18 protein-coding genes and 1 pseudogene are annotated in these 14541 nt (G+C 34.5%); 9 read left to right on the forward strand and 10 right to left on the reverse strand.

Going from position 1 to position 14541, the window contains the following annotated elements:
• Nucleotides 1-487: 487 nt before the first annotated feature.
• From LFLEISCH_RS13315 to LFLEISCH_RS13330, 4 genes are all read left to right on the forward strand, one after another.
• Nucleotides 488-883, forward strand: coding sequence for a hypothetical protein (locus tag LFLEISCH_RS13315; protein ID WP_007477520.1), 396 nt, complete (start codon nucleotides 488-490; stop codon nucleotides 881-883).
• 299 nt (nucleotides 884-1182) lie between these two features.
• Nucleotides 1183-1452 (forward strand): TIGR04197 family type VII secretion effector, encoded by a 270-nt coding sequence (locus LFLEISCH_RS13320; protein ID WP_241432918.1) that lies wholly within the window; start codon nucleotides 1183-1185, stop codon nucleotides 1450-1452.
• A gap of 24 nt (nucleotides 1453-1476) precedes the next feature.
• Nucleotides 1477-1824, forward strand: a complete 348-nt coding sequence (locus tag LFLEISCH_RS13325) for a DUF3958 family protein (protein WP_223196418.1) — start codon at nucleotides 1477-1479, stop codon at nucleotides 1822-1824.
• Nucleotides 1825-1826: 2 nt separating this feature from the next.
• Nucleotides 1827-2480 (forward strand): T7SS effector LXG polymorphic toxin, encoded by a 654-nt coding sequence (locus LFLEISCH_RS13330; protein ID WP_007477525.1) that lies wholly within the window; start codon nucleotides 1827-1829, stop codon nucleotides 2478-2480.
• 26 nt (nucleotides 2481-2506) lie between these two features.
• On the opposite strand, the gene LFLEISCH_RS13335 is transcribed toward LFLEISCH_RS13330, so the two are convergent.
• Complete coding sequence (locus LFLEISCH_RS13335) at nucleotides 2507-2956, reverse strand: membrane lipoprotein lipid attachment site-containing protein (RefSeq protein ID WP_007477527.1); 450 nt, start codon at nucleotides 2954-2956, stop codon at nucleotides 2507-2509.
• 196 nt (nucleotides 2957-3152) lie between these two features.
• On the opposite strand from LFLEISCH_RS13335, the gene LFLEISCH_RS13340 reads away from it, so the two are divergent.
• The 3 genes from LFLEISCH_RS13340 to LFLEISCH_RS13350 all read left to right on the forward strand — a co-directional run bounded on the left by LFLEISCH_RS13340 (nucleotide 3153) and on the right by LFLEISCH_RS13350 (nucleotide 5189).
• Entirely contained in the window at nucleotides 3153-3410 is a 258-nt protein-coding gene (locus LFLEISCH_RS13340) for a hypothetical protein (RefSeq protein ID WP_007477529.1), read from the forward strand.
• A 148-nt stretch (nucleotides 3411-3558) separates the two neighbouring features.
• On the forward strand, nucleotides 3559-3924 hold the full coding sequence (locus LFLEISCH_RS13345) for a hypothetical protein (protein WP_007477531.1): 366 nt from the start codon (nucleotides 3559-3561) through the stop codon (nucleotides 3922-3924).
• On the forward strand, nucleotides 3924-5189 hold the full coding sequence (locus LFLEISCH_RS13350) for a Y-family DNA polymerase (RefSeq protein ID WP_007477532.1): 1266 nt from the start codon (nucleotides 3924-3926) through the stop codon (nucleotides 5187-5189). The genes LFLEISCH_RS13345 and LFLEISCH_RS13350 overlap by 1 nt, the downstream gene beginning before the upstream one ends.
• A 36-nt stretch (nucleotides 5190-5225) precedes the next feature.
• On the opposite strand, the gene LFLEISCH_RS13355 is transcribed toward LFLEISCH_RS13350, so the two are convergent.
• Both LFLEISCH_RS13355 and LFLEISCH_RS13365 read right to left on the reverse strand, forming a co-directional pair.
• Nucleotides 5226-5531, reverse strand: a complete 306-nt coding sequence (locus LFLEISCH_RS13355; RefSeq protein WP_149022065.1) for a hypothetical protein — start codon at nucleotides 5529-5531, stop codon at nucleotides 5226-5228.
• 336 nt (nucleotides 5532-5867) lie between these two features.
• A complete protein-coding gene (locus LFLEISCH_RS13365; RefSeq protein WP_241432919.1) occupies nucleotides 5868-6623 on the reverse strand; it encodes a serine protease in 756 nt (251 codons plus the stop codon).
• Between the two features lie 280 nt (nucleotides 6624-6903).
• Here LFLEISCH_RS13365 and LFLEISCH_RS13370 point away from each other — a divergent pair, with 280 nt between their 5' ends.
• Complete coding sequence (locus LFLEISCH_RS13370) at nucleotides 6904-7155, forward strand: YdeI/OmpD-associated family protein (protein WP_007477540.1); 252 nt, start codon at nucleotides 6904-6906, stop codon at nucleotides 7153-7155.
• 24 nt (nucleotides 7156-7179) lie between these two features.
• On the opposite strand, the gene LFLEISCH_RS13375 is transcribed toward LFLEISCH_RS13370, so the two are convergent.
• The 5 genes and pseudogenes from LFLEISCH_RS13375 to LFLEISCH_RS13390 all read right to left on the reverse strand — a co-directional run bounded on the left by LFLEISCH_RS13375 (nucleotide 7180) and on the right by LFLEISCH_RS13390 (nucleotide 10130).
• Nucleotides 7180-7380, reverse strand: coding sequence for a hypothetical protein (locus LFLEISCH_RS13375; protein ID WP_007477542.1), 201 nt, complete (start codon nucleotides 7378-7380; stop codon nucleotides 7180-7182).
• A 54-nt stretch (nucleotides 7381-7434) separates the two neighbouring features.
• Complete coding sequence (locus tag LFLEISCH_RS13380; protein ID WP_007477544.1) at nucleotides 7435-8280, reverse strand: YitT family protein; 846 nt, start codon at nucleotides 8278-8280, stop codon at nucleotides 7435-7437.
• A gap of 302 nt (nucleotides 8281-8582) precedes the next feature.
• A complete protein-coding gene (locus LFLEISCH_RS15500) occupies nucleotides 8583-8720 on the reverse strand; it encodes a hypothetical protein (protein WP_007477549.1) in 138 nt (45 codons plus the stop codon).
• A gap of 70 nt (nucleotides 8721-8790) precedes the next feature.
• Nucleotides 8791-9862: pseudogene (locus tag LFLEISCH_RS13385) on the reverse strand (type I restriction endonuclease).
• Nucleotides 9863-9914: 52 nt separating this feature from the next.
• Entirely contained in the window at nucleotides 9915-10130 is a 216-nt protein-coding gene (locus LFLEISCH_RS13390; RefSeq protein WP_007477555.1) for a helix-turn-helix domain-containing protein, read from the reverse strand.
• Nucleotides 10131-10291: 161 nt separating this feature from the next.
• Here LFLEISCH_RS13390 and treR point away from each other — a divergent pair, with 161 nt between their 5' ends.
• The gene (gene treR, locus LFLEISCH_RS13395) at nucleotides 10292-11008 is read left to right on the forward strand and encodes a trehalose operon repressor (RefSeq protein WP_007477557.1); all 717 of its coding nucleotides are present in this window, start codon (nucleotides 10292-10294) and stop codon (nucleotides 11006-11008) included.
• Between the two features lie 30 nt (nucleotides 11009-11038).
• On the opposite strand, the gene treC is transcribed toward treR, so the two are convergent.
• Nucleotides 11039-12667, reverse strand: coding sequence for an alpha,alpha-phosphotrehalase (gene treC / locus LFLEISCH_RS13400; RefSeq protein WP_040504883.1), 1629 nt, complete (start codon nucleotides 12665-12667; stop codon nucleotides 11039-11041).
• Between the two features lie 45 nt (nucleotides 12668-12712).
• Complete coding sequence (gene treP, locus LFLEISCH_RS13405) at nucleotides 12713-14203, reverse strand: PTS system trehalose-specific EIIBC component (RefSeq protein ID WP_007477561.1); 1491 nt, start codon at nucleotides 14201-14203, stop codon at nucleotides 12713-12715.
• Between the last annotated feature and the right edge of the window lie 338 nt (nucleotides 14204-14541).

Genomic DNA, 14541 nt, shown 5'->3' on the forward strand with positions numbered 1-14541 from the left:
TTTCGATGTAGTCCTCAGTATGATTCAACAACCAAGTTATAATTTTGCATGATTCCCACTCCCTTTGCTCTGTAATTATTTTAGCAATTTCGCGAAAAAAATAGCAAAAAAGTTTTTTCTTAAAAAAGCGTCTATACAACCTGATTCTATCCAGCTAAACTATCAAAACAAGATTTTATTTTGTCAAATTATATTATATCACTGTATAATTTTTTTCAAGGTAAGATTTATTTTTTTATAAAGGATGAGAAATACAATAGAGGATTAGGTATTTTTAGTGCACAGTTTATATAATATATTTTAGTAAATCTAAATACTTTTTAATTCCTTTATAACAAATTTTTCTGATTTGTACTCTTGAAAATAGAAATAAAGCGCTTACTAATGCTTTTCAGGGTGAAAAAGGAGGTTTCTAGGGTATTTTTTTCTTCCAAATCAAAATATATGTTAAGATTAATGTTACATTAATGATAGGAGGAGACTTGTCATGACAGACATTTCATTTGAAAAGTTCAGAGCAGGGATGAACTTTGGCTTTATTTTGAAAGGGCTTCTAGGTCTACTTATTTTGATGTTCATTTTATTTGCGATAGGACTTCTTATCGATTACTGGAAGAGAGATAGATATAAAGTGCAAAGAATCTATTATCGCAAGACATCTTATTCAGTTGTAGGGCAAGAAGAATACTATTTTAATTACTGGTTATGGCAACCAAAGAAAAAAGCTTATTTTAGTACGGTTTTAGAAAATCAAGGAGTTACAACAATTTATTCACGACATGCCCGAAAAAGAAGGTTTCAAAAATGCCTTAAAATCCCATTTCGTAGAGAAATTTATGGAATTAATAAAGAAGACATAGCAATTAGGAGAAATAATAATTAGTTTACTCAAACAAACGCATTTGATAAAATTTAATTATCAGAAAAAATTCACAAAATGTCCACATTTTGTGAATTGCTTCTGTGATATACTTTGTGTAAGATATTACAAATTAGAAGATGAGGATTTCAAGATGAAAAATTGAACCCTCTAACAAAGAACCTATGTGCAAGCGGGATGCATACGTTAACCCTAATGAATATCACGGAAGAACAAAATCAGGCGCTTTCGCAAAACTTTAGTTTTAAAAAAAAGTAAGATGTCTCTTATGGCTTACGTAAGAGGCGTTTTTTAACTGTGGGGTGAGAAAGTTGGCAGATGAAATAATTAGCAATCTGGATATTGTTCAAAGGCATATTAAGCAGATAGAAGAAGCTTTACAAATTTTAACTGAGGAAAAAGAAATTAGCTTAGATACAGAAACAACATTGCAAGGAAACGGGAAATTGCTATATTTACAGGAATACGAGAAGAATAATGTGGCAAATTTAGTTGCTTTAATACAAGATGATGTAAAGCTTTTGCATCGTGTTGCAGAAGAATTTGAGAAGATGGATACGAAGCGTTTATAGAAAAAATGGGAGAGATGGATGCATATGCATAGAAGAACACCGGAAATGATTACGCGTGAGATTTATCGGATTTCAGAAGAAAAATATCGCGCTGAACAGTCGCAGAGAAAACTTGAGCACTTAGAAGAAGCGTTTGATGAACATATTTATCAAAAAGATCGTTTGTTTGGAGAATTACAACAAACTTTTTTAACAGGCGAAATGGCCTATGAAACGGAAAGTCGCGTGGGATGGCTGAAGCGAGAACAACATCTCATTATGGATAAAATTACAACTGAACGTGAGCAATTACGACAAAAACGCTATCTATTAGATGAGCAAGAAGAAAGCCTCTACCGAGTAAGACGCAATGCTTGGAAGGAGACGGAGTAGCTATGAGTGTAAATATGTTTTTAGATAAGGCAAATTTACAAGTTACAGATGTTGCTTACATGTGTTCAATCAGAAAAAGAGGGCTGGAAGCAATGAAAACAGCTTTTTTAGCATTTATTCATGAGACAGGTTTAAAAGGAAAAGCCTATCAATCAGCACAACAGTACTTTGAACAGGCTTATATTCCATTACTAGACGGCATGCTTCTATTAAACAGTGCCTTAAAAAGCGCTTCTGAACAACTAGTAGAATACTATAAACTAGAAGTAGATAGCAATTCGTTACAAGAAGAAATTTTAAGGCAACAGATTAGTCGTTTGAATCAATTAATTGACTCTGCTGAACAACTTATGGTATCTGCACCTAAAGGAATGATGTTGCACTTAGATTTTGAAAAAGTGGCAATTGCGTACCAAGAGCAAAAGCAAAAAGAACAAGAAAAATTAGATAAACTATTATCATTCGACTTACGCTCAGGCTTGCTATTTAAAGAGGCTGAACAATTAATGTCGAGTATTTCAGGCGGCCTAGAAGAATTGAATAGAAATGCCCAATTGGATAGAACGAAGGGGATGTTTTATTTAGACAGCCTAAATCTAGAGTGGGCGCGTCCTATAAAACAAGAGTGGGCGCTAAATCAACTAGAAGACAAATAAAAAACCTTACCCTAAAAGGATGAGGTTTATAATTTAGAGATATATAGTGTATCTACTTTCCCGTCTTTATCTGAGTCAGAATGCAGCACCGTAAAATGCATATCGCCTTTCTTGCACTCATATCCTGTGTCGCCAGATCCATCTTTTGTAGGATTTAAAATTGTAGGATTTTTAGGAATATAGGGGGCCGCAAGTTCCATTAATTTTTCCTTAGAAGCCGGAAAATCAACAGTTGGATCATCTAGCAGAGCCTGAATGAAAATAATCTTATTATCTTCATTGACTGTATAAAATTCGGTTTCATACATATTAGTCCAGTTATCCGTTGTTTCATGTAATCCGTTTGTATTTAAAGTACCCCCGATAATATTTTTTGGAGCTGTAGTTTGCTCTTTTTTAGGCTCATCTTTTGAGCAACCAGCAAGAATAAAACCTATTACAAAGAGTGCACTAAAAAACAAAAGTATTTTCTTCAAGTAGCTAGGCTCCTTTCGAAATATAATATAAGACAAATCAACATATTGTGACAGTTTATTATATCATTTTTTGATAGATAAATGAGCGTATAAGAATAAATTTTATAAATAAAAAAATGCAATTTATACTTTCATTCTAAACGAATTAAGCGTATAATTTCAAATGTGAAAATGATAACATTCAGGAGATGAAATAATGAAACGATTGAATTCGGAAGATTACCGAGTTTTGATTTACCTCCATGAAGCACATAAAGAAGAAGATGCCGGTTATTTGAAAGCACATTACCATAATCTTAGAAGGCTTAATCGCTTTGGATTTTTAACCGTGGTTTATAACCAAAAGCGCTTGCCTTATTTAGTTATCTTTACAAAACGCGCGAACGATTTATTCCGAAATCGCCATCGCCAACGACATGAACATGAAAAAATTATTTTAGAATATAATATTTAGTGCCTTACAAGTTATGCTTGTAAGGTTTTTTGTAGATATTTCGTTCTAGCTAAATATAAAAAAATGACTTTTGGACTGTATACTTTATGCTGTTAATTTTATACAATTCAAAAGAACATATGTTCTTTTTTGAAAGGAGGAGGGCAAAATGGACGATTTGCCTGGCGAAGAATTTGATCGGGGGATAAAGAAATGGGGCGGCTTCTTTTTAAGTGAACATTCTGAGCAAATTGAACGCGAGAAACAACACTTCAATTGGAAAGAAAAAATGAGCGAGGAACATATTGAGCGGATATTAAGCGATGCCTTATTACATCAAAAAGTAGTGGTTATCCAGCAAAAATTAGTAGACTATGATTTAAATCCATTTCCAAAAGAAGATGTTGAGGGACGCATTATAGGGATGGAAAACGGAGAAATTTGGCTTAGAAGTGAAGAGACCAATGTAAAAATTTTATTTACCGATATCCACCATATTTCGTGTAGAAAGCAAGATGCCAAATGGTACATGTAATGGACTATCGATATGTTCCGCGAAGAGATATTTTATGTATCGATGTAAAATCTTTTTTTGCAAGCGCGGAATGTGTTTCAAGAGGGCTAAATCCTCTGACCTCTTTTTTAGTAGTAATTAGTCGCCCCGAAAGTGACGGTGGATTAGTTCTTGCCGCAACACCATTAATGAAAGAGGTCTTTGGCATTCAAACAGGTTCTAGAAAATTTGAACTTCCAAATGATCCAAGAATTATTATAGCACCACCCCGCATGAAATATTATTTAGATATTAACGCACAAATCCGAACAATCTTTTTAAGGTATGTACCGGAAGAAGATTTTTTACCTTACTCCATTGATGAAGTTTTTTTAGATGTGACTAGTTCTCATAGACTATTTGGCTCAACCATTCAAATAGCCAAGCAAATTCAAATGGCCATTTTAAATGAATTAGGCTTGTATGTGACTTGTGGAATTGGCGATAATTTATTACTAGCTAAGCTTGCTTTAGATAATGAAGCGAAAGAAGTCACAAGCCGTCTTTCAGAATGGCGATATGAAAACGTACAGGAGAAGCTATGGCATATCCGAAAGCTGACGGATTTTTGGGGAATAGGCGAACGGATGGCACGTCGTTTACAAAATATCGGAATTAGTAGTATTTTCGAGTTGAGCCAAACCGAGCCAACGCTTTTAAAAATGCACCTTGGTGTCATCGGACAACAGCTTTATTATCATGCACATGGCCTGGATTATAGCCGAATAAATGAAGCCTATCAACCCATTGAAAAATCTTTTGGGAAAAATCAAATTTTAGAAAGGGACTATCACGACCCAAACGAAGTCATCATCGTCATAAAAGAAATGGCCGAAGAAATGGCTAGCAGATTGCGGAATCATTTTGTTGATACAAATAAGGTATTTTTAAATATTAGCTATAGCAAATATAGCCCGATTCGCGGTTTTAAACATCAAATGAAGGTGGAACCAACTAATTCCAGTAAAACGCTAAAAGAAATTTTAGAAATGATTTTTTGGGAATACTATCAAAATGAACCTGTTCGTGTTATTGCCATTTCATTTGGCGGAATCGCGCTAAAGAGGGGATTGCAACTTAATCTATTTGAAAGCCCTGCAAAAACAATTCAAGTAGAAAGATTAGAGAGGACGATTGATAAAATTCGAAAACGCTATGGTTATAAATCACTCATGCATGCTAGTAGCCTCACTAATGGTGCTACAGGTATAAAGCGCTCTACTTATGTGGGTGGTCACCAAGGATAAACCCCCTCATTAATTTTCATAATGAGGGGGTTAGTTTTAAGCTTTGGCTAATTTTCCGTGTTTAATAGTTAAAAAAGTTTGTGTATGCTTTAAGTCGGTAACTTTAAAAGTTGTGTCAGCAAAAAGTTTAGTCTTGCGCTCTTTATCTTTTGCTAATTTTATAAATTCAGCATAATCTCCTTGAGCTCCTTTAGAAATTTCCGTATCTGTTAGCTCAAGGGCTATACTATTATCCGCTTTGTTATAAACCACTCGGCATGCATCACCAGAAGGGTCAACCTTTAACTCTTTTTGATACTTTCCATTTACAACATTTGCCCAAGAAGTACGGTTTTTTTCCAAAAGTAAGTTCTTGCTTAGTCGCCTGTTCACTATTCATGGCATTCATGATTACAATAATACCACCAAATAAACAGCCAAAAAATAAAATAATACCGCCAAGTACACTAAATGCCACAATTCTTTGCTTATTCACAATTAATCCTTCTCTCATTTTTTATGTTAAGTAAATCACATAAAAATCAAGTCATCTACATCATTTCTTTCTTAACTAAAATAATTGCAAACTTATTTTATCAGCAAATGAATAAAAAGCCAATAGTTAATGTGAAAAATAATTCAAAAAACCTACTGCTAATGGATAAGTAGTAGGTAAAAAGAAGATTTTTCATAGGCAATTTAGTAGCATTTAGAACAAGGCGATAAATTTTTTGATTTCGCTTCAGCAAGAGTAGCGGTGTAGTAGGTACCATTACCACATTTACGTACATGATATTTTGAACCTGTAGCTGTAATCAAAACAGTTTGCTGATTTTTATCAGGAGCAGGTGGTTGCTGCTTATTTCCTTGGCTAGGGACGGTATTTCCACTTGATGGTTTTCGTTCTGCTTGTTTACGGTCTTCCTCCGCTTTTTTAGCCTCAGCCGCTTTTTTAGCCTTGTCTTGAGCAATTTGGTCTTGTTTAGCCGTAATGGCATCATTAATTTGTGTTAACTGCGCACTGTAGCCTTGAATAGCCAAATATTGATTTTCATTAATATAAGTGCGAGCTTTAGCTAAATCAGTTGGATTTAAGCTAGCTTTTGCTTTAGCAATAAGCGAATCCGCTGTTTGAACAGCCTCCGCTTTAGCACGGATTTCTTTTTCTTCTTGCTCTTTTTTCGCTAAAACCTTTTGAACGTATTCATCATGAGGTGTAATTGTTAAACTTTTCTCTAACTCTTCTAAAGAATCTTTTTGAGCTAAAATCTTAACCTCATGAGATTTTTCAGAAGGAATTTGACCTTCTAATTCGAATTTACCTTCCGCATCTGCCGTTACTTTCTTAGCCGGTTGGTCAATTGAAATAATTGCATTTGGTGTTGATTTTCCTGTGATTTTAAAAATACCATTTTCATCTGTTTTAATGTCATTTCCATCTACTTGTAGTTTCATCTTTTCGGCTTGAGTACTTTCGGAGGCAGTTTCTTTTTTTTCCTCTACAGGTGCAGAACAAGCCACAAGACCTAAATTGAGTGATAGCAGTAGTGATAGTGTAAGCAGTATTTTTTTTCATTTCATTCTCCCTTTTTATTATTTTAGAACAAAAAATCCCCTTTTCAGAAAATTGTACCATAATTAACAAGGAAAATGAACTTTTATTCTATAGAATGTTTATTTAAAGGGAGTGGGGGAATTTAAAACTAAAAAAAGGGACGAAAAAAGGAGGATAGGTATGAATCCGTATATCAATGAGAGCAACTTAACACGTGAAATTTATCCTTTGCCGGATGATATCCATGTCTTGCTAAAAAATTATGACGTCTTGGAAGCTTACAAAAGAAGGCCGGATTTTCAAAAAAATGATTATATTGGCTGGATTGGTCGTGCTAAACGTAAGGAAACTCGTGAAAAAAGAATTAATCAGATGCTAACAGAACTAAAAGAAGGAAATAAATATATGAATATGGATTACACTGAAAAATGAATCCTGAAAAAGAAGCCCCGCAAGTTAGCGAGGCTTCTTTTTGATCAGGGAACGACGGAAATACAAGCTAGCAATGCCAATAAAAAGTAAGAAGAGACCTAAAAATAGATTTTCAATGTTGGTAAAGTCCCATGAGAGCGAAATGCCAATATTCGTTATTCCTAAAACACAAAATAATAAGCTAACAACAAGAAGTAAACGAAACGGTGCATGAAAAAATTTCATAGAATCGCCTCACTTGTCTATTAAATGAAACTAATTTTATCATAAAACGTAAATTTATTCACTCGTTATCTGCTTGGTAAAACCTTCACCTACAACACTTTGAGCGTCATTAATAATGAAAAAGGCCTTTTCATCATGCTTATTTACAATTTTTGTGAGGGGTAAAAGTTGTTGTCGGCTAATGACAATGTAAAGAATTTTTTTATCCTGTTTCTTATAATAACCTTGCCCATCAAAAAGGGTCATACCGCGTCCAATTTTTAAATCAATTTCTCTAGCGATATCCTCATATTTTTCTGAAATAATGGTTACTGATTTTTTAGGGTTAAAGCCTTCTAAGATTAAATCAAGAACTTTTGTGGATACATAAAGTGAAACAATGGTGAAGAGCATATTTTGTAAACCGATAATAAAAGTGGAAGGAATGACCACAATTAAGTCAAAAAAGAGGAGCGCATAACTTGTATTCCAACCAAGATATTTATTTGCAATTTTAGCTAAAATAGCACTTCCAGCCGTTGTGCCGCCCCCGTGCATAATTAGTCCCATACCAAATCCCATTAAAACCCCTGCAAAAATGGCTGCAATAATAGTCTGATCGGTTATAAACGAAATACTTTCTGTTAATCTTAAGAAAAGGGAAGTAAAAATAATGGCAATAATGGTTAGAATAATCGTCAAACGATCTAAAAATTTATAGCCGATAATAAGTAAAATCCCATTGAAAATAAGAGTTGTAATCGCAGGGGCAATACCGAGTGTATAGTATAAAATCATGGTAAGTCCTGTTACGCCACCTTCCCCGAGATGATTGGGAATAGCAAAAACGTTGACAGCAAGTGAAAATATAAATGCCCCTACAATAATTTTAGTGAAATTAAAAGCCCATTTCTTATTCATTTTTTTCCTCCTTTCCATATAGTGAGCACAAAAAAAGGCTCCGTCAGCCCAAAAGGGTGTCGGAGTCTTTTTGTAAAAAAGCATTAAGGCAATGGCCGTTAATTGTCTCACCATAAAAACATCAAATTCTATTACTAAATTAGCATAAAACATATAAAATGGCAACTGGTTTTTTAAGAAAAAATGGCTAAAATAGGCATAAGGTTTAACAAGGCAAGCCCAATTAAAACAGAGACGACAATTTTAATAACAAGTGGTTTTTCACTTTCTGCTTTTTTCATACTAAGTCCTCCTTTTGCTGCTTACTTTGTCCAATGAACGAATTCATTTTTTAATGGCATATAGGTAGCTGTTTTTTTCTTATAAACTTGAAATGCTACAATCATAACTAGACCAATGGGTAAAACAATGGCTAGTAGAATAAGCAATAGTTGCTTCATAAAAATCGCCCCTTCATTCATTAACATCTATAATTATAGTGTACCACAAATGAGGCTATTAGGGCTACGGTTATAGATATTTCGAGACAATGGGAACAATTTTATCTTTATAATTGAAAATGTCTGTCACGCTGTCAATATCTAATTCTGTTTTTGCCTCGTCATTTAAAATAATGAATTTGCGTGAATTATTCATGTAAAGTCGTAGAACCCACTTGCGAATGTTATTATCAACAATAATATTAAAATAAGATTTATTGTCTCGATAATAAATACGTTCTAAATCAATGGCATCTTTTAAAAGTAGTTTCGTTGTAGCAAAAGCTTCAATTTCTTCTTCTGTCGTTGTGATTTCTTTTCCGGATACTTCCTTTTCTTCCTCTTCTTTATCTACAACCTCATCATCATTTTGGCTTAAACGCGAAGTATTTAGAGCGGCATTTAATTTGCTATTTACTTGTTCAGCGATAAATTGTCTAAAACCGCGTTTTATAACAGGCGTAAATTTATCAATAACCGCTTTAGTTTTCATCCCATCATAAATTTCAGACATGATAAATTTGACAAATTCTTCACTAGGACTATTAAGCTGATAAGTTAGAAATTCTTTCATAGAACCTAAATATTTGAGATCAGAAGCTGCTTTTGAAATGTTTATTAAATCAAATTGTGACTTGTGGAATTTATAAATTTCAGTTTCTTGCCCATCTTTTAATTCAGTTAAAAAAGAAGGAAAAGAAAGGCTTTTTATCCATTCTATTTGTTTCTTCTAAATCAGTATAAAATCGGTACTCATCACCATTTGTTAAAATGCCGATTTTGGCTGTAGTTGTCCCGTAATAACGGAATAGTTGAGAGTCATGATTATTTAATTTTTCGTTGATTGACTTCGCTTCAATTAGAATAAGTGGTTTTCCATTTTCTAAAATGGCATAATCCACTTTTTCTCCTTTTTTGATACCAACATCTGCAATATATTCGGGTGAAAACTCTAATGGATTGAAAATATCATAACCTAAAACTTGAAAAAACGGCATAATTAATGAAGTTTTTGTAGCTTCTTCAGTTGTGATATTCTCTTTTAACTGTTCTACTCGAGAACTGATTGATAAAAGTGATTTTGAAAATTGATCAAATTCCATATGTTCATCTCCTAATATTTTTTTTAGAACAGATTAGAGAGCGATGGCTTTTTTAATTGTGGTGATTACTTTTGCCAAGCAAATAATCTGTGCTTACATTATACAAATCAGAAAGTTTTACAATCATTTGTACATCAGGCTCTCGAGTACCATATTCCCAATTTGCATAAGTGCCTAAATTTTTTAGGCCAAGTTTATGTACTACTAATGTTTTTGTCCAGCCTTTTTCTTCTCGTAAATTAGTTAGTCGTTTACTTAAAATGGACATAAAAAGCACCCTCCTTGTGACTATAGTATATAATATTTAAACGAAAGATTTAGTTTTTTTAACAAAAAGTGTAACTATCATAAAATGTAAGTATATTTTTAACGCAGAAAAATAGTATTTTTGTTTCTGTAAATATGCTACAATATCAGTGGGTGAGAGATGTGAACAAAAAAAACAAATACTATGATATTTACTTAGAATTAGAAACTAAAATTTTAGACGGAAGTTACCGGGCTGGTGAACTTTTACCAAGTGAGCATGAACTTTCCAAGCAATTTGAAGTGTCTCGTGAAACTATTCGAAAAGCGCTCGTTTTATTACTAGAAAATGGTTTTATTCAAAAATTACAAGGAAAAGGTTCTGTCGTGATTGATCGCGAACGATATGCTTTTCCCGTTTCGGGACTAACTAGTTTTAAAGAATTACATAAAGCCCAAAATATGAATGCGGTGACTAAAGTTATAAAAAATGAATATGAAACACTGCCAGAAGATGTTAGACATTATGTTAGCTTGAAAAAAGGGGCAAAGGCTTGGCACATCGAACGAATTCGTTACCTAGAAGGGGAAGCGGTCATTTTAGACAAAGACTTTCTGCTAGATACTGATATTCAGGCGATTGATAATTCCATCTTAGAAGACTCTTTGTACAGTTATTTAGAAGGGCAATTAGGGTATGAGATTAGCTATGCTCAAAAAGAGATTACAGTAGAGCTTGTGACGGATGAGGATAGGGCGCTGCTTGATTTATACCATGATACTCATATTGTCGTTGTACGAAGTGCTGTCTTTTTAAAAGATACGTGTTTGTTTCAATACACAGAGTCACGGCATCGCCTAGATCGATTTCGTTTTATTGATTTTGCTAGAAGAAGGTAAAAAAACTGCGACAACATGGTCGCAGTTTTTTTATTTGGTTATACAAATAGTTAATGTTTCATAGGCTTCTAATTGAGTTTCTGCTGTAAGTTGATTTCTGGCTACATTTGATACGAGAATATCGCCATTTTGAAAGTTTTCAGGGATGGTGATAGTTTTGTCGCTAGGCGAGTAAGAATGAATGGCAAGAAGGGCATGCTGTTCATCTTCACGTACATAGGCGATTACATTTTCTTCGTTAAGAAGTGCTGGCTGATAGGAGCCATTTTGAATAACAGGCATTGCTTTACGAAGTTTTATCAGTTTTTGATAAAATGCAAAGATACTATTCGGCTGTTTTAGCGATTCTTTAACATTGATCCAGCTTTTACTTTCGGATATTGGATACTGACTTTCACCTTTTGTAAACCCAGCTTGAGGGGTGGAATCCCACTGCATAGGGATGCGACTATTATCGCGGGAACGTTCTTGAATAATTTTGATTGTTTCTTTTTCTGAGAAGCCTTCTTCTTGTAAAAGTTGGTAATGATTAATACTTTCGATATCATTATACTTTTCGATGGAAGAAAAACGCGGGTTAATCATCCCAATCTCCTCGCCCATATAAATATAAGGGGTTCCGCGCATGAGATGAATGGTTGCGGCAAGCATGGTAGCTGCTTTATAATGATATTCTTTTTTATCAGAAGTAAAGCGGCCAAGTGCGCGCGGCTGGTCATGATTATTAAAGAAAAGGGCATCCCAGCCATTTCCATCTGCCATAGCGACTTGCCATGTATGAAAAATATCTTTTAATTCATCAAAACGCACGTTATCTAAACGCCATTTTTCACCATTTTTGTAATCGACCTTTAGATGATGAAAATGAAAGACCATAGAAACTTCTTTTTCCAAAGGATTACTGTATTTAATCGAATTTTGAATGGTTGTAGAAGACATTTCACCTACAGTAATGAGGTTGCTCTGGCCAAAAGTTTCAGCATGTAGTTCTTTTAAATAGGAGTGAATTTTTGGCCCATCGGTGTAAAAACGTCTCCCATCACCAATAAAATCGTCTTCTAGTTTGTCCGGTTTTGAAATGAGATTGAGTACATCTAAACGAAAACCTGTCACTCCCTTTTCCATCCAAAAACGAACGACATCGTAAAGCGCTTCTCGTACATGGGGGTTTTCCCAATTTAGGTCTGCTTGTGTGACGTCAAATAAATGTAAATAATAATCATCTGAATCGGGTAATTTTTCCCATGCTGAACCACCGAATTTTGATTCCCAATTTGTAGGGGGAGAGCCGTCTTTTTTTCCTTGACGGAAGTAATAAAAATCACGATAAAACGGGTCGCCTGAAAGAGCCTTTTGGAACCAGTCGTGTTCTGTTGAAGTGTGATTTAAAACAAGGTCAATCATAATACCGATATTACGGGCGCTAGATTCTGCCACTAATAATTCAAAATCTTGCATTGTACCAAAACGTGGATCGATATCCGTATAATTAGAAATATCATAACCGTTATCGTTTTGCGGGGAAGGGTAGAAAGGATTAATCCAAATCATATCTACACCTAACTGTTCTATATAGTCAAGTTTTGCGGTTATACCAGGGATATCGCCAATACCATCTTGATTGGAGTCATAAAACGAGCGTAAGTAAATCTGATAAATTGGTTTTTTCCGCGAATGGGTTTTTCATTTTTTAACCTCTTTCTTTTAAAGATTGTCAGCTTTTCGGCTAGAAGTGCGAAATTCTTTTGCGCCAAAAGTACGAATAGGTGCGTCATCCACTTTATTTAAAATATTATATTTCCTAAATACAATGGTCAAAATGAATGGGACAACAATAGCTACAAGCATACAAAATGCGAAAATAAGATAAAATTGTGGTTTAATGGAAAGAATGCCCGGTAAGCCACCTACTCCAATTGAATTCGCCATAACACCACTTGATACTGAAATAACAGCAGCTATGGAAGAACCAATCATTGCGGCGATAAAAGGATATAAATATTTTAAATTAATCCCGAACATGGCGGGCTCTGTGACGCCGAGGTAACAGGAAATTGTTGCAGGAATTGAAACTTGCTCTTCTTTTTCATTTCCTTTGTGTAAGAAAATAATGGCAAGAACTGCAGAACCTTGGGCGATATTTGATAAGGCAATCATTGGCCATAGATTTGTTCCACCGAATTGGCTCATAAGTTGTAAGTCAATGGCATTTGTCATGTGATGTAAGCCAGTTACAACGAGTGGAGCATATAGGAAGCCAAAAAGGGCTGCGAATAGCCAGCTTAAGCTACTTGTTAGGCCACTGTAAACAACATGTGCGATAGCATCTCCAATTTTCCAACCAATGGGACCTAAAATAACATGAGCTGCTAATACAGTCGGTACAAGTGCGAAAAATGGAATAACAATCATGGAAATAGCATTTGGAACAAATTTACGTAAGCCAATTTCAAGGTAAGCTAACATAAATCCAGCAAGCATAGCAGGAATGACTTGAGCTTGATAGCCAATCATGGGAATTTGTGTGAAACCGAAATCCCATACTGGGATATCTGCTGCTTTTGTTGAGGCCACTGCATAGGCATTTAGAAGCTGCGGGGAAACAAGTGTTAAACCAAGTACAATACCAAGGATTTGCGTGGTTCCCATCTTTTTCGCGATTGACCAAGTAATACCAACTGGTAAGAAATGGAAAATAGCTTCTCCGATAAGCCATAAGAAGGAATAAACACCATTCCAGAACGGATAGACTTCCGCAATGGTCTTTGTTCCATTTTGTAATAGATCAATGTCACCGATTACATTTCGAAAACCTAAAATGAGACCACCAACAACAATGGCTGGAATAAGCGGAGTGAAAATTTCAGCAAGAGCTGCAAGCATACGTTGAAGAATGCTCATGTTTTTCTTTGCATCAGTTTTAACTTCATCTTTATTGACACCTTCAACCCCGGCAATACGCGTAAATTCATTATAGAATTCTTGTACATCATTGCCAATGATGACTTGAAATTGTCCTGCTTGTGTAAAAGTACCTTTTACGGCTGTGAGCATTTCAATTTCTTTGACATCCGCATCTTCTGGATTTTGCAAAACAAAACGCATGCGTGTTGCACAATGTGTCACAGAAGAAATATTTTCTTTGCCCCCAATTAATTGTAATAGCTTCTCTGCATCGGCTGTATATTTCGCCATGTTTTTTCCTCCTTTTAACTTGTATATACAAGTTCTATAAGAGAAATATACTATATTTTTATTGGAAGCGCAACCATTTTTTATTAAAAAAAGTATCTCTTTTTGAGATACTTCAAAAATTTATTGTGTTAATGATACAAAATGAATCTCTTTCCCTGTTATATCAAGGAAGGGGAGTTGGGTACGTGTATCTAAACAAAAGACGTTATAAAGAAAAGGACGAAGAGTTGTTTTTTTTGCTATCAACGCTATCTACAAAAGCTTTTATTTCAGCAATTAAAGAATTTCAATGTCTTTTTAATTTTTGAGATTTTTAGTAGTCTAATTTCGAATTTTCG

It is taken from the genome of Listeria fleischmannii subsp. fleischmannii LU2006-1 (assembly GCF_000344175.1).
GTDB classification, from domain to species: domain Bacteria; phylum Bacillota; class Bacilli; order Lactobacillales; family Listeriaceae; genus Listeria; species Listeria fleischmannii.

Coding starts and splice junctions, on each gene's coding strand:
- LFLEISCH_RS13315 (WP_007477520.1), top strand. CDS start 488: ATGACAGACATTTCATTTGAAAAGTTCAGAGCAGGGATGAACTTTGGC.
- LFLEISCH_RS13325 (WP_223196418.1), top strand. CDS start 1,477: ATGCATAGAAGAACACCGGAAATGATTACGCGTGAGATTTATCGGATT.
- LFLEISCH_RS13330 (WP_007477525.1), top strand. CDS start 1,827: ATGAGTGTAAATATGTTTTTAGATAAGGCAAATTTACAAGTTACAGAT.
- LFLEISCH_RS13340 (WP_007477529.1), top strand. CDS start 3,153: ATGAAACGATTGAATTCGGAAGATTACCGAGTTTTGATTTACCTCCAT.
- LFLEISCH_RS13345 (WP_007477531.1), top strand. CDS start 3,559: ATGGACGATTTGCCTGGCGAAGAATTTGATCGGGGGATAAAGAAATGG.
- LFLEISCH_RS13350 (WP_007477532.1), top strand. CDS start 3,924: ATGGACTATCGATATGTTCCGCGAAGAGATATTTTATGTATCGATGTA.
- LFLEISCH_RS13365 (WP_241432919.1), bottom strand. CDS start 6,623: ATGAAACTACAAGTAGATGGAAATGACATTAAAACAGATGAAAATGGT.
- LFLEISCH_RS13370 (WP_007477540.1), top strand. CDS start 6,904: ATGAATCCGTATATCAATGAGAGCAACTTAACACGTGAAATTTATCCT.
- LFLEISCH_RS13375 (WP_007477542.1), bottom strand. CDS start 7,380: ATGAAATTTTTTCATGCACCGTTTCGTTTACTTCTTGTTGTTAGCTTA.
- LFLEISCH_RS13380 (WP_007477544.1), bottom strand. CDS start 8,280: ATGAATAAGAAATGGGCTTTTAATTTCACTAAAATTATTGTAGGGGCA.
- LFLEISCH_RS15500 (WP_007477549.1), bottom strand. CDS start 8,720: ATGAAGCAACTATTGCTTATTCTACTAGCCATTGTTTTACCCATTGGT.
- LFLEISCH_RS13390 (WP_007477555.1), bottom strand. CDS start 10,130: ATGTCCATTTTAAGTAAACGACTAACTAATTTACGAGAAGAAAAAGGC.
- treP (WP_007477561.1), bottom strand. CDS start 14,203: ATGGCGAAATATACAGCCGATGCAGAGAAGCTATTACAATTAATTGGG.